The following is a 21,172-nucleotide window of genomic DNA, read 5'->3' as shown; positions in this document are numbered from 1 at the left end:
CTGGTCAGTTGACCAGTCGGTTTACAAGATCTCGTTGAAAAGTTGATGGGCTGACTCTAAACATTGCTTCACATATAATTCAGCCCCAAGCTCATGCATACGCTGTTTATTAGGGATTTCGAGGGAGTATGGAATGTCCGGTAAGGATTGTATGATTTTCTGGAGTGGTATGTCCCCTTGTCCTAGAAAGAGGCGGTCTTCGCGAGCGGTATAAATTAGGTCTTCTTTTATGGTTGGTGTTGGACCCCTTGTGTCACATAGATGAGCATAATGAAACCATTCTTTTGGTAGAGAAGCGAGATGATCGTAATTGGTGTGTGATCGATGAAAGTGAAGCGTATCAATAAGGAGTCCGCATCTTTCATGATTTACTTTTCGAATGACTGATTCTGCCTGAGTGAGCGTCCCTAATTCGTACCAAGTGATAAATTCAACATCTAATGTTAGATTAAAGGGCTTTGCCAATTCACATAGTGTATGCAGAGCTTCAACAGCAAAATCCTCATCTGTCGTTTGAACAGTTGTTAACACGTGGTTACAGCCTAGTTCTGCTGCAATTTCAAACGCAGGTAAATAGTGCGTCACATCCACTCCTTCATAAATTCGAACCATTTCAATATCAAGCAATTTTAAACCGGTTGATTGAAGGGCTTGTTTTGTATTGTTAAACAAGGTTCGATCTGTTGCAAGTGGGTAGACGGGTTCGTTTTTAGTACCTAATGCAATTGGTCTTAAACTGACATAATCAAAGCCAGCTCGTGCAGCCAACTCAATCATCTTTGGTGGTGAATAGTGTAATACAGTCAGATGGGCAAGTGAAAAACGTGGTTTCATTCCTTAGTTCCTCCTTCTATAAAGCGCTATGACTTTTCTTTTCCCCAGGCGAATAAATGTCCATAATGTCCCAATGACCTGATGTTGGAGTAGGGATATTCATGGTTGCGACATCAATGAGAAACGGGACCTGTTTAGCAATCGCTTCTGCTAAAGCGGGTTTAAAATCCTCTGCTGATTGAATTTTACAGCCTTCAACCCCATAACTATTTGCCAGTGCAACAAAATCAGGTGAATAGGGCTCGCCATTTTTTTCAAACATCGTACCATGGGTGGTGTTGAAATGAGCTTTTTGTAAGCCGGCAATGACCCCATACGATTGATTGTTCATCACAATCCAGATTATCGGAATGTTTTCTTGAACAGCGGTTGCTAAACACGAGGGATTTTGTCCAAACCCGCCATCACCGACTAATGAAACGACGACTCGCTCTGGATGGGCAATTTTAATTCCTAAGGCGGCAGGGGAGCCAAATCCCATTGTGGCAAATCCTCCTGGTGTTAAGACAGTGCCTGGAGTATAAATAGGGAACTGTTGGCCAACACCGTTTTTGTTCCAGCCAACATCGGTTGTAATAAACCCGTCTTTCGGTAAACAGTGACGAACTTCTGCTAAGATTCGTTGTGGGCGCATGGGAAAATCATTGCTCATAAGGTGTTCAGTATTTTCTTCATAAAACCGCTCTTTTTCGTGCGCAATAAACGTGATTTCCCGATGTGAATGATCGAATTCGCTTGGTTGATTGTTTGCGAGCTCTACGATTTGCTTGAGTGATTCTTTCATATCTGCAACGGCACCGATATGAACAGGGTGATTACGTCCTAACTCCTGTGAATCTATGTCGATTTGGATAAGTTTTGTTTTGGAAAAATCAAACGTGACGCCTTCTTTCCACGAGCTTGAATCGGCTTCTTTAAAGCGAGTTCCTAAGGCGAAAATGACGTCCGCTTCAAGACACATCGCATTCACAAAAGGTGGTGCCCAAAATCCTGTTAACCCTGCAGATAGTGGATGGTCATCAGGTAAACTGCCTTTGCCCATTGCGCTATGGACAACGGGAATATTCAAGTGTTCAGCAAGCGCTTTCAACTCATTGGTAGCTTGAGCTGCAATGACGCCTCCTCCAGCGAATAGTAATGGTTTTTTTGCTGCTTTTAAAGTTGTAAGAATCTCTTGTGCGGTCGATGTGGACAAGCTAGGTTTTGCTGGAGGTAAACCTGGCGTATGGTGAGTAGCGAATAAATCTTCCGACATCGGCGCAGAGAAGATATCCATCGGGACGGAAATGAGGACGGGTCCTGGTTTTCCAGATTGAGCAAGCTGGTAAGCTTTTGAAAGTATGGCAGGTAGCTGCTCTGGTTTTTCGACTCGCCATGTTCGTTTAACAAACGGTCGGAAAATTTCATGTTGAGAAGCATCGTGATGTAAATTAATTTCTTGGTGTGGGTTTTTTCCATAGAAATGACTGGGAATATCACCTGAAAGAACGAGAAGTGGTGTGGAATCTAACGCTGCAGTGGCTACTGCTGTAGCTGCATTTGTTAATCCAGGCCCGACGTGAGTAAGGACGACACCAACTTGATGAGAGGATCGAGCGTACCCATCAGCCATATGTGCCGCTATTTGTTCATGTGTCGTGCTAATGAAGCGAATGGAAGAATGTTCAAGTGCGGCAAGAACAGCAATATTTGTATGGCCACATAACCCAAAGATGTGGGATACCCCTCTTTTCTCTAAATCACTAACTAAACACTCTGCAACGTTTTGCATTGGTAACCCCTCCATAGGTAAGATGATTTTATGAATGCAATGTTCATGCCAACGAATTAGTCTACAGATTGAGAATCATTTGTTCATATTTCACTTACAAACCGTTCACGTTGTTTAAAAATCAAACGACGTTTTTTAAAAAATGGCAAAAACCGATGAAAAGTTTGATTATTTGCGTTAATCTTAACTTATTAAACGTTCAATGAGTGAGGTAGGTATGTAGATGAATGAGTTTAGAATGATTATGACGTCGGGTTATCCAGAAATGACGGAAATGATTCACCGGCTTGCTAGAGAATTACAATACAATGTAACGGTCGTGGAAGGCGTCTTAGATGAAGCGGTAGAGCCTGTACAAGAATTGCTGGCGAACGGAAGTTATGATGTGGTAATTAGTCGTGCTGGTACGGCAAAAATGTTGGCGAACGTTGTAAACGTACCGCTTATTTATAGTGAATCCAGCGATTTTGACTTAATCCAATCGTTTCTTCAAGCAAAAAAAGAAGGCGAAAAGATTTGCTATATTAATTTTGAAGAGCCCGGGTTCCAGTTCAACTTTGAGAAGATTGAAAAAATGATCGGGTTCAACGTCACCTTGCTCCCGTATACCACGCAAGAAACGTTGCTGGCGCAAATTGAAGTAGCAAAAGAAATGGGCATGGATGTCATTGTTGGTGGTGGAATCCGTGTGAAACAGCTTGCTAGTGAGTATGGCATGAAGAGTATGCACATTATTACAAGTGAACGGACCATTCGCCGTTCATTTTTACGAGCCAAACAAGCTGCAGAGAATTCTTACACGATAAAAGAAAATACCGAACGCTTAAATGCAGTCGTACATGTGTCAGAAGAGGGGATTTTCTATTTAAATAAGCAAAAGGAAATCGAAGTATGCAACCCAGCTGCAGAGCGAATCTTTGGTGTGAAAGCACATTTACTTCTTAAAAAACAGCCTCAGCAAATTACGTGTAAGCCACTACGCACACTTTTAGAAAAAGAAGATTTGTACATTGGTCAAGGAAGAATGACGTTTGAGAAATTACTCGTTCAACATGAAGCGGTTTTTGTAAATGGTCAACGAGTCGGGACGGTGGTCACGTGCCAAGAAATTCATCAAATTCAAGAACTCGAAAGTAAAATCCGTCGTGATCTACATAAAAAAGGGCTCGTAGCGAAAGTATCTTTGGCAGATATTCAATACAAAGGGGAGCAAATGAATGATATCGTCCAACTGGCGGAGCAATATGCTGCAGCGAATTCGACGGTCTTAATTTACGGCGAGAGTGGCACAGGGAAGGAGTTAGTTGCGCAAGGGATTCACAACGCGAGCTCCAGAAAAGATGGACCGTTTGTGGCCATTAATTGTGCCGCTTTACCTGAAACGTTACTCGAAAGTGAATTGTTTGGCTATGTTGAGGGGGCATTTACAGGAGCGAAAAAAGGTGGAAGACAAGGTGTATTTGAGCTTGCTCATAAAGGAACCATTTTTTTAGATGAGATTGGGGAAATGGAACCGAATTTACAGGCACGACTCTTAAGAGTGTTACAAGAAAAAGAAGTGATGCGATTAGGTGGAGATCGAATGGTGCCTGTCGATATTCGTGTTGTAGCAGCAACGAATAAAAATCTTTGGGAATTAGTTAACGAGGGTGCATTCCGCTCTGATCTATACTTTCGAATTGGTGTTCTCCGTTTGGAACTACCTGCACTCCGACAGCGGCAAGAAGACATACCAGTACTAGTGGATTACCTACTCCAGCAGCGACAAGAGCGCATCAGTTGGAAGCAGTTATCAAAACAACTGCAAGAATTTTTGCAGTCGTATCATTGGCCAGGTAACATACGGCAGCTTGAGAATGTATTGGAGCGATTAGCAATTCGTTTAAAATACTCGACGAATGAGTCTGCTTTTATGAAGGATGTTCTAAATGAAACGGGAGGAGAAAGTGAACAGGAAAATCGGCAACAGGGAGATGTGGTGTTAGACGAAGGGTCAATGGATCAAATGGAACGACAGATTATTGATTGGATGCTTAGTAAATATAAACAAAACCGAACCGTTGTTGCTGAGAAGCTAAAGATAAGCCGAACGACTTTATGGAAAAAATTGAATGAACCACATGAATAAAGCAATAATGTTCAGATATTGAACGGTGGTGATTAAAAACGAAACATCTTATGAAGTGCAGGTGCATAGGTACGTGCATTTTTCTTTGGCACAAAACTTGCAATTCCAATTAAGAGACGATTGTAAAGGAGGTTCCTATGAGTAAAAGAATCATTGTAAAGAAAAGTGATGGCATAGGGTTTATCCAATTAAATGATCCGAGTCGAAGAAATGCATTGACGCTGGAATTAAAGCAAGAACTTCAAGAAGCGCTTTTAGAGGTGAAAGCGTGTGAAGAAACTCGAGTAATTGTATTGTCTGGAAATGGAAAAGGATTTTGTGCTGGTGGAGACGTCAAAGCGATGGAAGCTCCGTATAGCGAAAAAGGGATCAACGAAAATATGAATCAATCAATAGCAATCATTGATTTCATTCAGTCATTAGAAAAGCCAGTGATTGCTTTGGTGCACGGGCCAGTTGCAGGTGCAGGCGTTAGCCTTGCCTTGGCATGTGATCTAGTGGTAGCAGAAAAGAGCACGACCTTTCACTTTTCATTTAAACAAGTAGGGCTCGTAGCTGATTTAGGGCTACACTATCATTTATGCCAGCAAGTTGGTCCGTGGAAAGCGAAAGAACTATTGTGGGGCAATCGATCATGGTCGGCAGAAACGTTTTCGCAACTTGGGATGGTTAATGAACTAGTAGAGGATGGTTCAGGTAAACACGTGTCGTATGAGTTGGCGAAAGCGCTTGTTGAGGGTCCGAGAGACGTGTTTGCCCAATCAAAACTCATTATGAACCAACTACATCAAGAAGCATTTGCACAAATAATGGAGCAAGAAAAAATGGCGCACGTCATGCTAAGAAACACAACGGATCATTTAGAAGGTGTTCAAGCTTTTAAAGAAAAACGATTTCCGGTCTTTAATCGATAGGGAGAGAAAATGATGAACTTGTACTCGTTTATTGCAGGCAAATGGAGCTCAGATTCAAAAGGGAAATGTGTGGAACAACTGAATCCATACACAGGTGAACGAACGTCCAATTTTTATTATGCAAGTCGAGAGGATGTAGAGCTCGCGCTAACAACACTACAGAATGCACAAGGGGAAGTCGCTAGTCTCCCAACTCATGAACGCTATCGGATTTTAATGGAGGTAGCTCGTTTATTAAATGAGAATCAATCCTCATTAGCAGAAATTATTACAATGGAAACAGGTAAAGCGCTTAAAAACAGTATGGATGAAGTAAGCCGTTCGGTTGAAACGTTTCGATTGTCTGCTGAAGAAGCCAATCGACTTGTTGGAGAAACCATGTCTGGAGATGTCTCGACGAGAGGCGAACAACGCTATGTATCGACGTATCCAGTACCTGTTGGGACAATTGCTGCCATTACCCCGTTTAATGCGCCGCTTAATTTAGCTTGCCATAAAATCGGTCCTGCTTTTGCAGCTGGAAATACGATTGTTTATAAGCCTGCTGAACAAACGCCTCGTATTGCAAAAGAACTGATTCACATCCTTCTTGAAGCTGGGTTTCCTAAAAATGGAGTTGCCCTATTATTTGGTGACGCTCAAGTTGGAGAGCAGATTGTCAAAAGCGATAAAGTATCACTAATTTCATTTACAGGTGGTGTTCCGGCAAGCGAAGCAATTTGTAAAGTTGCCGGTATAAAGAAAGTTCTTCTTGAGCTTGGTGGAAATGCAGCGACGATCGTGCATGATGATGCACCTATTGAAAAAGCTGCAAAACAATGCGTGCGCACAGGGTTTAGTAACGCTGGTCAAAGCTGTATATCAGTGCAGCGTATCTATGTTCACGAAAACGTGAAGGACGTCTTTTTAACAGAGGTCGAAAAAGAAATTCGTACGCTTCGAGTCGGAGATCCGATGGATGCAAAAACAGACGTAGGAACGCTAATTTCTCCAGCATCAGCAGAACGGATCTTAACATGGATTCATGAAGCGCAAGACGGCGGTGCGACGCTTTTATCTGGCGGTGAAGCGAGTGGCGCGCAAGTGAAGCCGACTGTACTCGTTGATCCTCCTATTGATAGTCGCGTTGTTTGTGAAGAGGTCTTTGGGCCGGTCATTTGTCTATTAACGTATACCGATATTAACGACGTGATTGAACAAGTAAATGCTTCCCCTTATGGCTTGCAAGCTGGTCTTTTTACAAATCAATTAGCGCTTGCACACCGAGTATCGCTTGCACTACATGTTGGTGGTGTGCAAATTAATAATACATCCAATTACCGTTTAGATCACCTTCCTTACGGTGGCGTGAAGAAGAGTGGGATTGGAAAAGAAGGTCCACGTTATGCGATCCAAGAAATGGTGGACTACAAAATGATTGTGTATCATGCAGAGGAGTAACGTCATGAGAAAAACAGAAAAAGGAATGAGTCCATTTTGGGATTATCTTGGGATGGTAGAAAAAGAACTCGGAGACGGAAAAGCTGTACTTGAGCTGCCCTTAAAAGGTGAGCTTCTGCAACGGCGTGGTTCTGCTCATGGTGGTGTATTGGCAACATTAATTGATGCGGCAGTCGGTTCAGCCATTCGCTCGACTTTGTCAGAAGATCAAGCAGCGGCGACCGTTGATCTCGACGTGTCATATTTAAAACCTGGAAAAGGAACGTATCTCGTTGCAAAAGGCAGTCTCGTTCATAAGAGCCGCTCAATCGCGTTTGGAACAGCAGAAATTTTTGATGAAACAGGACAAATGGTTGTATACGGAAAAGCCACCTACAAGTTACTTGGAACGTGAAGTTAACATTTTGTACAGTAGATTATGTAAGCGTTTTAATAATGGACGCTTACTCATTCTATGACTCCCTTAAATAAGGTGATCATGGTTTGGCATAAGTCTTGCAAGAAGATACGTAATTCGGTAGGAATAAGAAGGAGGACGCGAAAATGAAAGTAGGATTATTTTTAATGCCAACAGTAGATCCCGGGGCAACACTTTATGAAGCAACAGAAACGGTGCTTGATATGATTAAAGTTGCGGATCAATTAGGATATGAAGAAGCTTGGATTGGTGAGCATTATACAGCGAAATGGGAGCCGATTCCTTCTCCTGACCTTGTTATTGCACAAGCGCTAATGCAAACAAATCAAATCAAATTAGCAGCAGGTGCTCATTTATTGCCATATCATCATCCAGTTGAACTAGCGCAGCGTTTAGCGTATTTAGATCATTTAGCAAAAGGACGATTAATGGTTGGGGTAGCGCCAGGAGCAGTCCCGACAGATTGGCAAATGTACAATGTGGACGGCAAAGCTGGTGAACATAGGGAAATGATGGCAGAATCCCTTGAGATTATGTTTAAGATTTGGACGGAGGAAAAGCCTTTTAGTTACAAAGGTAAGTATTGGGGAGCTAGTCGACCTGAGCCTGCTTTAAACGGATTACTTGACTTGCATATTAAACCTTATCAAACTCCTCATCCACCGATTGGAGTTGCAGGATCTAGTGCTAATTCAAGTACGTTAAAACTTGCAGGACAATACGGCTTTTTACCAATGAGCTTAAATGTCACGCCAAGAAGCATCGCGTCTCACTGGGAATCGGTTGAAGAAGGAGCTGCGTCAAGTGGGAAAACAGCTAATCGAGACGATTGGAAAGTGGCTCATCATGTTCTTGTAGCTGATACAGATGAAGAGGCGAAAGATTTGGCGCTCAATGGCATGATGGGTCGTTCATTTAATGAATATTTCTTTTATTTGTATCAAAAAGGAAAAATGTTATCTAAGTTTAAACACGATGACAGCGTTGCTGATGAAGACGTAACAGCAGAATATTTAATTGACCATTACTGGTATGTAGGTTCACCTGAAACCGTTGCAAAGAAGCTAGATACATTGTATGAAGCTTCCGGAGGATTTGGCACATTGCTTGTTACTGGTTATGATTACGGACCCGATCGGGAGAAATTCAATCATTCTCTTCGTCTACTGAAAGAAGAAGTTGTGCCACGTATGAAGCATCAACGAAAAGTCACGATTTAATCTGTAAAAAGGGAGTGGACAATCATGAAGCTTTTAGCGATATCGGGCACGATTACAGGATCAAAAACATTAGCGATGATAAAGAAAACAGTGGATCGAATCCAAAAAGAACACCCAGAAGTAGAAGCTGAGATTCTAAATCTTAAAGACTATCAACTTGATTTCTGCGATGGTCGGGATCCTAGTACGTATGAAGGGGACACAAAAGATGTCATTCAACGTATTTGTGAAGCAGATTTCTTTTTAATTGGCACACCCATTTTTCAAGGATCGATGACTGGTGCGCTGAAGAATCTTTTTGACTTAGCGCCTGTATCCGCATTTCGCTATAAAGTGATGGGATTCATAGCAACTGCAGGTACGTATCAACACTATTTAGTTATTGAAAATCAATTAAAGCCGATCGCAGGGTACTTCCGTGCATTCACAGCACCAAGCTATATTTATGCAAATAGTGAACATTTTGACGACATGAATCAAGTAGTCGACCCAGACGTGTTAATCCGCATTGACCGATTGGCTGATGAGCTCGTTTTTATGCAATCAACTATGGGAGAAAAACGTCAGTCGTCCCTGTTGCAAACGTAAATCGCATCTAGAGCTCTCGTATCGACGAGAGTTCTAGAAAAAAGAAGTGAAAGAAATGCAAAATTTGTAAGCGCTAACAAGGCGTAGGGGGAAGCGTAGTGAATCGAAAAATTGCTTACCGGAAAATTATGATGAGTGTCATGGTTTTTATCATTGCTGTTAACTACATTGATCGTGGTGCGCTTGCTTACGCTGCAGAGCCGATTATGAATGCATTTAATCTGTCTGCGTCTGACTGGGGCTATGTCTTAGGGTTTTTTGGTTATGGCTATATCGTAGGGACGTTTTTAGGTGGTGCCCTAGCTGACAAGAAAGGACCAAAATTTGTCTGGATTTTTGCTTGTACATCATGGTCTCTACTTGCAATCGCAACAGCCTTTGCCGGAGAAATTGGGGTATGGCTATTTGGTTCAGCAGTAGCTGGGTTTGCACTATGTCGAGTGTTGTTTGGTCTAGCAGAAGGCCCTGTGTATGCCAATATGAACAGGACAATTGCGAACTGGATTCCAACAAAAGACCGTACCTTCTACGTAGGAGTTGGGTTAATCGGAACTCCATTAGGTGCAATGTTAACAGCCCCTGTTGCAGTTGGATTACTATCCATTGCAGATTGGCGCTGGATGTTTATTACGCTTGGTGTAATTGGATTGATTTGGGTTGTGGTTTGGAACAAATTGTTTACAGATATGCCTGAAGATAATCGCTACGTGTCAAAAGAAGAGCTAGCAATTATTCGAAAAGACCAGGTGGAGGAAGAGCCTGAAGACGTTCAAAAAGGACAGACAGCCTGGTTTGAATTTTTTAAACATCCTTCTCTTGTTTTAAATGCGGCTTCTTTTTTCGGCTTTAACTACATTAATTTTCTTATCTTAACTTGGACACCGCTTTATCTTCAGCAAATGTATGGCTTTGAGCTTCGTTCATTATGGTATGTCGGTATGATCCCGTGGGTCGGGGCCGTCTTTACAGTCTTTTTAGGTGGAAAGCTATCCCAGTATTTATTGCAGAAAACAGGTAGCTTCAAAATTGCAAAGCCTGGTGTCATTATCACAAGTATGCTTTTAACAGCCATTTGCTTTGTTTTTATTCCATTTGCTCCAAATGCATGGGTTGTGTTGGCACTCATGTCAATTGGAAACGCGATTAATTCGTTGCCGCAAGCTGTATATTGGTCAATCGTACTTGATGCTTCTTCTAAAAGAACCGTTGGGACGTTTAGTGGATTAACGCATGGAATTATAACATCTGCCAGTATTATTGCTCCGACAGCTACAGGTATTTTAGTCGCTTTATACGGCTATAATTCAATGTTTTTCGTCGCAGCTGGCATTGCTTTTATCGGAATGTTCTTAATGTTCTTCGTTAGACCGCCTGCCAATTGGAAAGCAGAACAGGAACGGATGCAAAAAACGAGTTAGAGAGGATTCGATCAAATGAGTTTTGCAAAACAATTAGCGGATCAGATAAGCGACATCTGTCGTGAGAATCATTCAAAGGAAATGAGGGAGCAGGTTAATCGTGTTGTTCTTGATTATTATGCTGCACTCATCCCCGGATTAAATACAGATGTCGTACAGCAAGTCCAACATTATTACCGCAAGAGTGGCATATCAGGAAAATGTGAGCTCGTTGGCTCAGACCTGACGCTTCCTCCTAGTGAAGCTGCATTTGTTTATGGAACAGCTGCTCATGCGCTTGATTTAGATGATGGCCATACAAAAGGTTCGGTTCATCCGGGGGCACCTGTTCTTTCTGCTCTGTTGGCAGTTGCTTCTCAAGAAGACGTGTCAGCGGAGCACTTACAAAGCGCTATTATCGCTGGATACCAAACGTGCATTCATGTAGCAGAAACCATCCATCCATCGTCGAGAAAAAAGGGCTATCACAATACGTCGGTGGCTGGTCTGTTTGGGGCTTGTGCAGCAGTCGGTGTCTTACAGTCATATAACGCGGAAGAGCTAGAGCATGCGCTTACCATTGCGATTAGTTTTGCTGGTGGGACATTCGCTTTTTTAGGAAGTGGAACCGAGGTCAAGCGGATCCATGCTGGTCAAGCTGCCCGTGATGGCATTGTGGCTGCTGGTTTAGCCAAAGCTGGACTTACGGGACCGAAGACTGGATTTGAAAATGAGAATGGTTTTTTCCGTGTGTTTGGAAATGGGAAACAACAAACAACGAGTGGTTCGCAAGAGTGGAAGATCCATGAAGTTTATTTTAAACCGTATCCGTGCTGCCGCCATCTGCATTCAGCGATCGACGCTGTCTTTGAACTGAAAAAGAGAGAGGCTTTCTCTATTGAACAGATTCGTTCAATAGAAGTCGGTGTGTATGAAATCGCCAGCTGTCACGACCATACTACTTGTACCACACTGTTAGATGCGCAGATGAGTTTACCTTTCGTAGTCGCAGCGGCTTGTGAATCATCGACGATAACGGTGGAGGCGTTGATCCCCGCTAATCTATCCGCTAATGGAAAACTTCTTATGAAAAACATTTCCGTTTTTGTGGATGAAGAAGCGCAAGCCACTTACCCGGAAGAACGTGGGGCTATTGTGACGATTCAGTTGAAAAATGGAAAACGGCTGGAATGTCGTGTCAGGCAACCATTAGGAGAGCCGAGTAACCCGATCTCGACAACGGAGCTGGAAGAAAAACTACGGATTCAATGTGAGCCAACTCTTGGATTAGAACGAGTGAATCAACTCATTGCACAAATTTCAAAAGGACATTATCAGCTTGAAGGAGTGAGGAAATGAAGACAGAAATGGATGCAGCTTTATTTACTGGAAAGGAAATCACTAAACAGTCGATATCAAGCCCTGTTATTGGCAAAGGTGAAGTGCTCATAAGAGTTTTGCATGCAGGTCTTTGTGGAACGGATTTAGCGATTTATCTTGGGAAAATGGCTCATCGTATAAAACCTCCTCTCGTAATGGGGCATGAATTTTGCGGGGTTATCGTAGAAAAAGACCCGAGCCTTTCTATTAATATTGGTCAGAAAGTTATTATTCAACCAATGTTAGGCTGTGGAACATGTCCGCTATGCATGAAAGGGGAGACGCAAGTTTGTTTGTCTTCAAGAGTCATAGGAATTGAACAAAACGGTGGATTTGCAGAGTATGCGGTTGCGCCAATCGAAGCGGTTTACCCGGTTCCGCAAGAAATGCCTAGTGATGAAGCTGCTTTAATGGAGCCGGTTGCTGTAGCCGTTCGAGGCGTTAAACAAGCGAATGTCGCACAAGGTGATGTTGTCGTTGTGCTTGGTGGCGGTCCAATAGGATTGCTACTAGCAATGGCGGCAAGGCAAGCGGGTGCTGAAAAGGTGTATGTATCAGAAATTAATGACTATCGTTTAAAAGTAGCGAACGATCTTGGCTTTCTTACCATTGACGCTAAGCAAAGAGATGTTGAAGAAGCGATTCTAGCGGATACAAACGGATTTGGTGCGGATGTTGTATTTGAAGCTGCTGGAACGGTTCATACAGCAAAGCAAATGACACGAATTATCAAACGGCAAGGAACGATACTTGTCATTAGTTTATATAAAGAACCTGCTCCGGTTGATTTATTGGCGATGCAAAACCGAGAGTTAACGATAAAAAGTACGAGGGCCTACACCCATCAAGATTTTAAAGAGGCCATTGAGCTAGTCGCGCAAAAACAATTTGATCTGGCTCCGCTTATTACAGATCGACTCACATTGGAGCAACTGGCTGAAGGGTTTCAACGCATGCAAGTTTCGCCTACAACATTAAAAGTACAAATTGAATTTTAAATAGAAGGAGAGAGACCATGTTTATAAACGGCGATTGGATTGAAACGAATCAAACGTTAGATGTACGCAATCCTGGAAGTGGTGAAGTCTACCGCACAGTTGGTTTAGTAGGAAAAGAAGAAACGCTTATGGCAATTGATGCAGCTGAAACAGCGTTTGCGATATGGTCAAAAAAACCAGCCGTTGAGCGCGCGCAGTATTTAGAGCGTGTTGCAGCAAGTATTGAAGAACGAAAGGAAATGCTTGCGCAAGTAATTTGTAGTGAGATGGGCAAGCCAATAGCAAATGCCCGAGGGGAAGTAGCGAAATCAGCCACGTTTTTCAAGTGGTTTGCTGAAGAAGCGAGACGGGTGTATGGCGAGACAATCCCTTCGGCAGAAGCAGGTAAGCGCCTGCATGTAATCAAGCAACCACTCGGTGTTGTTGGTGCCATCACGCCTTGGAATTTCCCACTTTCAATGATTGCTAGAAAGCTAGCTCCTGCTCTTGCTGCGGGATGTACCGTTGTCTTGCGCCCTTCTTCTCAAGCTCCGTGTAGTGCGATTGAGTTGCTGAAAATTATAGCTGAAGTCGGTGTGCCAAAAGGTGTTGTTAACTTAATCATTGGTCCAGCAAGTGAACTTTCAAACACGATGATGGAAAGCCGTACAATCAAAAAACTATCATTCACTGGTTCGACAGAGGTTGGCAAGAAGTTGATTCGAGATTCTGCACAAACCGTGAAGCGCTTATCAATGGAGCTAGGAGGGCACGCTCCTTTTATTGTATTTAATGATGCAGATCTCGACTTAGCTGTAAAAGGGGCATTGACCATAAAATTTAACTCCTCTGGGCAACAATGTGTGTGTGCAAACCGAATTTACATTCAAGACGGTATATATGATGCGTTTGAAACGCGCTTTCTAGAAGAAGTCAAGGCTTTGAAAGTAGGCAATGGTTTTGAGGAAGGCAGCCGCATTGGTCCACTTATTAACCACGACGCTGTTCAAAAGGTCGATGAACAAGTACAGGATGCACGTGAAAAAGGGGCGACCGTTAAAATCGGAGGTCGGAAATTAACAGAAGGAAAGTACGCAAATGGTGCCTATTATGAGCCAACTGTCCTAACGGATGTAAAAGAAGGAATGGACATTTTAGTTCATGAAACGTTTGGTCCTGTCGCACCCCTGATGCGTTTTTCAACAGAAGAAGAAGTGATCGACAAAGCGAATCATCTTGATTTCGGTCTTGCCTCATACGCTTATACAAACGACTTATCTCGAATGTACCGACTTTCAGAACAACTTGAATATGGCATTGTTGGGATTAATGATCCCACACCATCGACTGTTGAAGCTCCTTTTGGAGGATTGAAGGAGAGTGGGTTAGGCCGAGAAGGTGGTCACGGCATTGACGAGTATGTAGAAGAAAAATTTATTTCTGTGGCGATAAAAATTCATTCAAGTGATGGTGATCAACTATGATGCGAGTCGCTGTTCTTGGATTAAATCACGGCTATACGTTTGCCAGTCAAATGGTTCAATCAGACCGGGTGAAGCTCGTTGCTGTAGCTGGCAATGATGAACAATCGATTCAGAGAGCGAACGAGCTTGGGGTGCCGATCTATTCAGATTATAAGCAGCTTCTACAAACAAACCACCTCGATGGTGCAATTCTTACATTGCCTAATCAGCTCCATCTTGAAGCAGTTGAAGCGTGTGCAAAGCTCGGTATTCATGTTCTTGTTGAAAAACCTATTGCTCCAACGATAGAAGAAGGAAGGGCCATGATTGATCTATGCAAAAGTCATCACGTTCATTTGCTCGTCGGTCACCATCGTCGCTTAGCTGAAAATGTTCTTGAAATGCGCAGATTGATACAAGATGGAGCAATTGGTGAACTTGTAGCGGTAACGATGACATGTGCGTTATGCAAAGATAAAGCGTATTTCAATGAATCGTGGCGAATCGAAAAGGGTGGGGGTCCCCTATTAATTAATAGCATTCACGATATTGATACGCTGCGTTTTGTTACTGGGCAAGAAGTTACGAATGTTTATGCCGCCAGCCGGAATCGGATTCGAGGCAACCAAGTTGAGGATTCAGCCTCCATCTTGCTGGAACTTGAAGACGGAGCAACTGTGACCTATTTTATTACAGATGGGATTCCGGCGCCTTGGGCGTACGATCTCAATTTGAACGAAAATGATCGCTTTTACCATCACGAAGCTGATTGCTACGCTTTTTTTGGCACAAAGGGAAGTATTTCTTTTCCAAGCATGGAACATTATTCGTATAGCGATGATGCATATGGGTGGGCCCATCCATTACAAAAACAGACGCATTCCGTTGAGAAAAATGATCCCTTCTTTGCGGAATGGAATCATTTCTTAGACGTGATTGAAAACGAGGTCCAGCCGATTATAACAGGTGAAGACGCGCTAGCAACACTGGAAGTCTTGCTAACCATTCAACAATCTGCCGCGTTAAAACAAACCATAGCGTTGAAAAATAAAACGTATGTTCAAGAATAGAACACGTTTGATGTTGATAAAAAATAGAGTACGAAAGAGAAACGATTCGTTAATAAAATGAACGAATGGTAGCTTGCGCACTCTGAAAAGAGTTGGTGAACTGCTTTACATCAGGTTGGCATACTTCTTGCTTCTAAATAGACATGAAGAAAATTTGTAAGTAGAAGGAGCGAGTATGATGGATTTTAAATTAACAGAAGATCAAGTGGAATTGCAAAAATGGGCGAAAAACTTTGCAAAAGAGAAGTTTGCTGAAAAAGCGTATACGTGGGTACACAATCATGAAGTCCCTTGGGAGAATGCTAAAGCACTGGCTGATCATGGCTTAATGGGCATGAATTTACCTGTTGAAGATGGTGGTCAAGGCATGGGCTTAATGGAGTCAATCATTGTCATGGAAGAAGTGGCGAAAGTGTGCCCAAGCACTGCTGATATGTTGCAAGTCGGAAATTTTGGGGCAATTAAACAATTAGCTGCATATGGATCGCCAGAGTTGAAAAAACGAGTTTTACCTGGCATTTTGGCTGGTGAGAAGCTCATTTCTGTTGCGATGTCAGAACCGAATGCAGGCTCAGCTACAACGGATCTACAAACAAAAGCAGAAGTAAAAGGGGATAAAGTCATCATCAATGGTTCAAAAGTGTTTAATACCCACGGCCCGCATAATAGCTATTATGTTGTATGGGTGCGCTTTGGGGATGATGTAAAAAGTTCTGGTGCTATTCTAGTTGAACGGGATGCCCCTGGTTTCACTGTAGGTAAAACGGAAACGCATATGTCTGGAGAGGAGCACTGTGCGCTGTATTTTGAAGACTGTGAAGTCGATGTGGGCAATATTTTAATTCCAGACAATGGTTTTAAACGTTTGTTTTCAACCTTTAATATCGAACGTATGGGCAATACTGCTCGCTCGCTGGCGTTAGCGCAAGCGGCGTTTGACTTAGCGGTTGAACACGCGAAGGAACGAAAGCAGTTTGGTCGTCCACTTGCTGAATTTCAAGGGATTCAGTGGAAAGTTGCTGAGATGAAAATGAAGCTAGAAGCAGGGCGTTTGCTTTTATATCGCGCAGCGACAAATGCAGACGAAGGAGAGGTTAGTCCTCTTGACGCTTCAATGGCAAAATCGTTTATTAACACATCGGCTTTTGAAGTTGCCCATGAAGCGGTACAAATTTTTGGAGGGTATGGCTATTCAACAGACTATCCACTTGAGTATATTTTCCGTCGAGTACGTGGCTGGATGATTGCTGGAGGCACCCCAGAAATGCTGAAAAATAAAATTGCTGAAGAAGTGTTTGGCATGCGGTTCAGTCAGCGAAACAAGCAATCTGGAGGTGAGAAAGTCGGTGCCAAATAAGGAAATGATTGATACAAGCAAAAGCAGTGAGTTTTTAACGGAATTTGAAGGAGGGAAAATCTTAAGGGAGTATGGGTTTCCGCTCCCTTCTTCTGTTTTGGCAAAGACACCTTCAGAGGCAGTCCAAGCGGGAAATGAGATTGGCTATCCACTTGTACTCAAAGGGATGTCTAGAGAGATTACGCATAAAACAGAAGCAGGAATTGTGAAAGTCGGTGTTCAAAATCCAACCCAACTCCATGAAGCGTATAAGCAGATCGAGCGTAATGCAAAAACATACGATTCGAATGTCGTTCTTGATGGTGTACTGATCCAATCACTAGCACAAGGGGAAATCGAATTGTTAATTGGTGTGAAGCAGGATCCGGTTTTTGGTCATCAATTAATGATTGGCATGGGGGGCACCCTCGTTGAATTATTAAAAGACTATTCCATGCGAATGTTACCTGTTACGGAAGAAGAGGTTGACGACATGGTGCAAGAGTTAAAGGGCTATGAATTGCTAGCCGGTTATCGGCAACAAGCGGGTATTCCATTTCAGCAGTTAAAGACTATTTGTTTAGCGATTAATCGGCTCGTAGCGGATTATCCAAACTTAGAAGAATTGGATTTGAATCCCGTAAAGTTCACAGCGCATAAGGGTACAATTTGTGATGTGCGTATTCGATTCGGATCAAATCTAGACGTTCAACACGTAGTCCAGTCTCGCGATGGCGTACAGCAAATGCTTAATCCCCAATCGATTGCAGTCATTGGTGCTTCAACAGATGAAAAGAAAAATGGAGGACGATTATTCCGCTACATTGTGGAAAATGGATATAAAGGTGAGCTTTACCCAGTTAACCCGAAAGCAGACTCAATTAAAGGGTATAAAGCGTATCCATCATTAACGGCGATTCATGAACAAGTTGATTTAGCTTGTATCATTGTTGCTGCCTCTTTTGTACCAGACGTGATGAAACAATGTATAGAAAAAAAGATAAAAGCAGCGATTATTTATTCTTCTGGTTTTGCGGAGGTAGGGGAAAAAGGTGAGCAGCTGCAGGAAGACGTTCTTGCTCTTGCTAGACAGGGAGGCATCCGTCTGCTCGGACCTAATTCCATTGGCATTGCAAGCCCAGATCTCCACGTCTATACAGCTTTCGGTGCTGCACTTGAATCAAATGTAAAGCGTGGAGGAAGTGTCGCCTTTATTTCCCAAAGTGGGGCGATGGGAAGTGCATTGTTAAGCAGAGCTTGGGAGCAAGGGGCAGGGTTTAGTCGATGGATTAGTGTTGCCAATGAAGCCGATTTGTCTATAGCCGATTTTATTGAAGAATTAGCAGAGGATGAACAAACCTCAGTCATTACGGCTTTTATGGAAGGGTTGAAAAATCGACCTGCGTTTGAAGAAGCTGCTAAGAAGGCGGCGGACGCCAACAAACCAGTATTAATCTACAAAACGGGGAAATCGGATGTAGGAAAGCGGGCAGTTCAATCTCATACTGGTTCAATTGCTGGAGATGACGATGTGTATGACTCATTTTTTAAGAAGCATGGTATCCTTCGTGTGCAGCAAATTGATGATTTGATCGATGTGTCCCGCGCACTTGCTATTCAGCCCCTAGCGAAAGGGAATCGAATTGGGATTATGACCGCATCTGGTGGAGCATGTAGCGTTATTGCAGATTTATGCGCGCAAAAGCATCTAGAAGTTCCGATCTTAACCCAATCAATGGAAGAAATTCGTTCGCTAATTCCTGTTTTTGGTTCCCCACAAAATCCAGTTGATGTGACTGCTGAGGTCATTGCGAAACCAGAAATGTTTAAACAAGTATTGAAAGCGCTAGCAAATGATCCTGACATTGACGCGGTGATTGTGATGTTAACCACGAATGCCGATCCAGGTGCAACCGTCATTGCACAAGCCATCCTAGATGTATTTGAATTAACGAATAAACCGATTGTCGTTGGTCGATTGGGTGCGGACATGATTGCCCCTCAGGCAATGTCGCTTTATCAAAAACATCAATTTCCCGTTTATCCCACACCAGAGCGAGTTGTAAACGTGATGCGTTATGTCGTAGAACGTGGCTTGGTTGAAGCGAAACGGAGGAATAGCAAATGAAACAAGTAACAATTGTTGGTGCAGGTGTCATGGGCAGAAGTATTGCTTATACTGCCGCTCAGCATGGATTTCCCGTTATGATCACCGATCAATCAGATCAAGCGTTAACCGATGCGGAGCAGTTTATCGCAATTGAAGCAGAGAAAGCGTTGCAGCGAGGGAAGGTATCAAAAGAAGATGCACAGCGATTAATTCGGCGTGTTACGTATACGATTTCGTTAGAAGAAGCATGCAGGAATGCCGACCTCGTGATTGAAGCCGTTCTTGAAGATATCGCATTAAAAATAAAGCTCTTCCAACAATTTGATCGATTTTGCAAACAAGAAGCGATTCTTGCAACAAATACATCAACCATGAGTCCAACAGAAATTGCCGCACAAACCGAGCGTCCAGAAAAATGCATTGCGATGCACTTCTTTAATCCTGCTCACAAAATGAAGCTTGTGGAAATTATACGAGGGCTGGATACGTCAGACGAGACGTTTGCGCAAGTGAAACAAGTGGCAGAAGGCCTGAACAAAGAGACAGTGGAGGTGAACGAGTTTCCAGGTTTTGTGACAAGTCGAATGAATGGACTAATCGGTAATGAAGCAATGAATCTTGTCATGGAAGGTGTTGCGTCTGTAGAAGATGTGGATAAAGCGATGAAATTCGGTTTAAATCACCCAATGGGACCATTAGAATTAGCCGATCTAGTCGGGCTTGATACACGCTTGCGAAATATGACTTATTTATATGAAACACTCGGGGAAACGTATCGTCCGTGTCCCCTCCTCGTCAAGTACGTTAAAGCAGGAAGGCTTGGCCGAAAGTCTGGAAGGGGGTTTTATACGTATGACGAAAGGTAATGACGTTTACATTGTGGAAGCTGTTCGAACCCCTATTGGGAAAATAGGCGGCTCGCTAGCCCAACATTACGATGATCAATTGCTTGCCCACACGCTTGAGTCGCTTGTCAAAAGAGTGGATGGAAAGTTAGATGCCATCGACGAAATCATTGTCGGTCAAGGAAAACAAAGTACTGATTCGCCGAATATAGCAAGGATAGGGCTGTTAAAAGCAGGTTGGTCTGAAGCGATTCCAGCTTACACAATTCACAGGCAATGTGGTTCAGGGCTTCAAGCAGTAAATAGTGGGGCCCAGCAAATTATGAGTCAGCTTGCAGATGTTGTTGTTGCTGGTGGGGTTGAAAGTATGAGTACGGCTCCATACTATCTGCGTGGTGCTCGTTTCGGGTTAGGGGCAGGCAATGGCGTATTGCTAGATCCGAACACGGAGAGTCAGCCACGGTCACAGCCAAAAGAGCAGTACGGTGAATTTACGATGGGCTTTACTGCAGAAACCTTAGCAGAAAAGTATGGGATTAGCCGCGAAGATCAGGATCTGTTTGCGTATTCTAGTCAAAAAAAAGCAGCCCGTGCGATTGAGGCAGAACGGTTTCAGTCTCAGATTACACCTGTTGAAATAAAGCAAAAGAAGCACACACTGCTCTTTTCTGAAGATGAGCATCCACGCCTAGCGCCGATTGAGAAATTGGCAACCTTACAGCCTGTCTTCAAAAAAGGTGGCACAGTGACGGCGGGCAATAGCTCAGGTCGGAACGATGGAGCTGCTGCGATTTTATTAACATCACAAAAGGGATTAACGCAATTATCAGCCAAACCAAGAGCAAAAATTATCGCACAAGCAGCGGCAGGGGTCTCTCCAAAAGAGATGGGACTGGGTCCTGTTCCAGCAACAGCTAAAGCCTTAAAGCAGGTGGGTTTAACGTTTAAAAACTTAGATGTAATTGAATTGAATGAAGCATTTTCTGCGCAAGCCCTTGCGGTTTTACATGAGTGGGGAATGAAAATGGATGATGAGCGTTTAAATCCAAACGGCGGAGCGATTGCATTAGGTCATCCAATTGGAGCTTCGGGGGCAATTTTATTAACAAAAGCTCTGCATGAATTAGTGAGAAGACAAGGAACGTATGCCCTCATCTCACTCTGTATCGCGGGAGGGCTTGGAATAAGCACCATTATTGAGAGAGTTTCCTAATCATTAGGGACTCTCTTTTGTTATGAGCTTACCAGATGAAGTTCATTCGTTTAAGAAGAAGCTGAAAC

17 protein-coding genes are annotated in these 21,172 nt (G+C 43.1%); 15 read left to right on the top strand and 2 right to left on the bottom strand.

Annotation, left to right across the window (positions count from 1 at the left end):
- Window positions 1-21: 21 nt before the first annotated feature.
- Both ABC361_RS16760 and ABC361_RS16755 read right to left on the bottom strand, forming a co-directional pair.
- Window positions 22-834 (bottom strand): sugar phosphate isomerase/epimerase family protein, encoded by an 813-nt coding sequence (locus tag ABC361_RS16760; protein ID WP_413074995.1) that lies wholly within the window; start codon window positions 832-834, stop codon window positions 22-24.
- A gap of 16 nt (window positions 835-850) precedes the next feature.
- The gene (locus ABC361_RS16755) at window positions 851-2,605 is read right to left on the bottom strand and encodes a thiamine pyrophosphate-binding protein (protein WP_413074994.1); all 1,755 of its coding nucleotides are present in this window, start codon (window positions 2,603-2,605) and stop codon (window positions 851-853) included.
- Between the two features lie 223 nt (window positions 2,606-2,828).
- Between ABC361_RS16755 and ABC361_RS16750 the strand changes: the two genes are divergently transcribed.
- The 15 genes from ABC361_RS16750 to ABC361_RS16680 all read left to right on the top strand — a co-directional run bounded on the left by ABC361_RS16750 (window position 2,829) and on the right by ABC361_RS16680 (window position 21,104).
- Window positions 2,829-4,733: a sigma 54-interacting transcriptional regulator gene (locus ABC361_RS16750; protein WP_413074993.1), complete on the top strand. Its 1,905-nt coding sequence runs from the start codon at window positions 2,829-2,831 to the stop codon at window positions 4,731-4,733.
- Between the two features lie 137 nt (window positions 4,734-4,870).
- Window positions 4,871-5,647, top strand: a complete 777-nt coding sequence (locus ABC361_RS16745; protein ID WP_413074992.1) for an enoyl-CoA hydratase/isomerase family protein — start codon at window positions 4,871-4,873, stop codon at window positions 5,645-5,647.
- A 9-nt stretch (window positions 5,648-5,656) separates the two neighbouring features.
- Window positions 5,657-7,087: an aldehyde dehydrogenase family protein gene (locus ABC361_RS16740; protein ID WP_413074991.1), complete on the top strand. Its 1,431-nt coding sequence runs from the start codon at window positions 5,657-5,659 to the stop codon at window positions 7,085-7,087.
- 4 nt (window positions 7,088-7,091) lie between these two features.
- Window positions 7,092-7,481: a PaaI family thioesterase gene (locus ABC361_RS16735; RefSeq protein WP_413074990.1), complete on the top strand. Its 390-nt coding sequence runs from the start codon at window positions 7,092-7,094 to the stop codon at window positions 7,479-7,481.
- A 149-nt stretch (window positions 7,482-7,630) separates the two neighbouring features.
- Window positions 7,631-8,725 carry an LLM class flavin-dependent oxidoreductase gene (locus ABC361_RS16730; RefSeq protein WP_413074989.1) on the top strand — a complete coding sequence of 365 codons (1,095 nt, stop codon included), beginning with the start codon at window positions 7,631-7,633 and terminating at the stop codon, window positions 8,723-8,725.
- A gap of 24 nt (window positions 8,726-8,749) precedes the next feature.
- Window positions 8,750-9,313 (top strand): NADPH-dependent FMN reductase, encoded by a 564-nt coding sequence (locus tag ABC361_RS16725; RefSeq protein ID WP_413074988.1) that lies wholly within the window; start codon window positions 8,750-8,752, stop codon window positions 9,311-9,313.
- Between the two features lie 128 nt (window positions 9,314-9,441).
- Window positions 9,442-10,731, top strand: coding sequence for an MFS transporter (locus tag ABC361_RS16720; protein WP_413075793.1), 1,290 nt, complete (start codon window positions 9,442-9,444; stop codon window positions 10,729-10,731).
- 15 nt (window positions 10,732-10,746) lie between these two features.
- Window positions 10,747-12,069 (top strand): MmgE/PrpD family protein, encoded by a 1,323-nt coding sequence (locus ABC361_RS16715; RefSeq protein ID WP_413074987.1) that lies wholly within the window; start codon window positions 10,747-10,749, stop codon window positions 12,067-12,069.
- Window positions 12,066-13,088 (top strand): zinc-dependent alcohol dehydrogenase, encoded by a 1,023-nt coding sequence (locus tag ABC361_RS16710; protein WP_413074986.1) that lies wholly within the window; start codon window positions 12,066-12,068, stop codon window positions 13,086-13,088. Before ABC361_RS16715 ends, ABC361_RS16710 begins: the two co-directional genes overlap by 4 nt.
- A 17-nt stretch (window positions 13,089-13,105) precedes the next feature.
- Window positions 13,106-14,551, top strand: a complete 1,446-nt coding sequence (locus ABC361_RS16705) for an NAD-dependent succinate-semialdehyde dehydrogenase (RefSeq protein WP_413074985.1) — start codon at window positions 13,106-13,108, stop codon at window positions 14,549-14,551.
- The gene (locus ABC361_RS16700) at window positions 14,548-15,600 is read left to right on the top strand and encodes a Gfo/Idh/MocA family protein (protein ID WP_413074984.1); all 1,053 of its coding nucleotides are present in this window, start codon (window positions 14,548-14,550) and stop codon (window positions 15,598-15,600) included. The genes ABC361_RS16705 and ABC361_RS16700 overlap by 4 nt, the downstream gene beginning before the upstream one ends.
- Before the next feature lie 175 nt (window positions 15,601-15,775).
- A complete protein-coding gene (locus tag ABC361_RS16695) occupies window positions 15,776-16,957 on the top strand; it encodes an acyl-CoA dehydrogenase family protein (RefSeq protein ID WP_413074983.1) in 1,182 nt (393 codons plus the stop codon).
- Complete coding sequence (locus ABC361_RS16690) at window positions 16,947-19,064, top strand: acetate--CoA ligase family protein (RefSeq protein ID WP_413074982.1); 2,118 nt, start codon at window positions 16,947-16,949, stop codon at window positions 19,062-19,064. The genes ABC361_RS16695 and ABC361_RS16690 overlap by 11 nt, the downstream gene beginning before the upstream one ends.
- On the top strand, window positions 19,061-19,912 hold the full coding sequence (locus ABC361_RS16685; protein WP_413074981.1) for a 3-hydroxyacyl-CoA dehydrogenase family protein: 852 nt from the start codon (window positions 19,061-19,063) through the stop codon (window positions 19,910-19,912). The genes ABC361_RS16690 and ABC361_RS16685 overlap by 4 nt, the downstream gene beginning before the upstream one ends.
- Window positions 19,899-21,104, top strand: a complete 1,206-nt coding sequence (locus ABC361_RS16680; protein ID WP_413074980.1) for a thiolase family protein — start codon at window positions 19,899-19,901, stop codon at window positions 21,102-21,104. The genes ABC361_RS16685 and ABC361_RS16680 overlap by 14 nt, the downstream gene beginning before the upstream one ends.
- The last annotated feature ends 68 nt before the right edge of the window (window positions 21,105-21,172 follow it).

Origin of the sequence: Shouchella phoenicis, assembly GCF_047238345.1 — a bacterium.
In the GTDB taxonomy this organism is placed as follows: Bacteria; Bacillota; Bacilli; order Bacillales; family Bacillaceae_D; genus Shouchella.
The sequence above is the reverse complement of the archived record's forward strand: the minus strand, read 5'-3'. Positions and strand labels throughout refer to the sequence as shown.

Bases quoted from the DNA above. Each gene is read 5' to 3' on its own strand.
- ABC361_RS16760 (WP_413074995.1), bottom strand. From the start codon at position 834: ATGAAACCACGTTTTTCACTTGCCCATCTGACTGTATTACACTATTCA.
- ABC361_RS16755 (WP_413074994.1), bottom strand. From the start codon at position 2,605: ATGCAAAACGTTGCAGAGTGTTTAGTTAGTGATTTAGAGAAAAGAGGG.
- ABC361_RS16750 (WP_413074993.1), top strand. From the start codon at position 2,829: ATGAATGAGTTTAGAATGATTATGACGTCGGGTTATCCAGAAATGACG.
- ABC361_RS16745 (WP_413074992.1), top strand. From the start codon at position 4,871: ATGAGTAAAAGAATCATTGTAAAGAAAAGTGATGGCATAGGGTTTATC.
- ABC361_RS16740 (WP_413074991.1), top strand. From the start codon at position 5,657: ATGATGAACTTGTACTCGTTTATTGCAGGCAAATGGAGCTCAGATTCA.
- ABC361_RS16735 (WP_413074990.1), top strand. From the start codon at position 7,092: ATGAGAAAAACAGAAAAAGGAATGAGTCCATTTTGGGATTATCTTGGG.
- ABC361_RS16730 (WP_413074989.1), top strand. From the start codon at position 7,631: ATGAAAGTAGGATTATTTTTAATGCCAACAGTAGATCCCGGGGCAACA.
- ABC361_RS16725 (WP_413074988.1), top strand. From the start codon at position 8,750: ATGAAGCTTTTAGCGATATCGGGCACGATTACAGGATCAAAAACATTA.
- ABC361_RS16720 (WP_413075793.1), top strand. From the start codon at position 9,442: ATGATGAGTGTCATGGTTTTTATCATTGCTGTTAACTACATTGATCGT.
- ABC361_RS16715 (WP_413074987.1), top strand. From the start codon at position 10,747: ATGAGTTTTGCAAAACAATTAGCGGATCAGATAAGCGACATCTGTCGT.
- ABC361_RS16710 (WP_413074986.1), top strand. From the start codon at position 12,066: ATGAAGACAGAAATGGATGCAGCTTTATTTACTGGAAAGGAAATCACT.
- ABC361_RS16705 (WP_413074985.1), top strand. From the start codon at position 13,106: ATGTTTATAAACGGCGATTGGATTGAAACGAATCAAACGTTAGATGTA.
- ABC361_RS16700 (WP_413074984.1), top strand. From the start codon at position 14,548: ATGATGCGAGTCGCTGTTCTTGGATTAAATCACGGCTATACGTTTGCC.
- ABC361_RS16695 (WP_413074983.1), top strand. From the start codon at position 15,776: ATGATGGATTTTAAATTAACAGAAGATCAAGTGGAATTGCAAAAATGG.
- ABC361_RS16685 (WP_413074981.1), top strand. From the start codon at position 19,061: ATGAAACAAGTAACAATTGTTGGTGCAGGTGTCATGGGCAGAAGTATT.
- ABC361_RS16680 (WP_413074980.1), top strand. From the start codon at position 19,899: ATGACGAAAGGTAATGACGTTTACATTGTGGAAGCTGTTCGAACCCCT.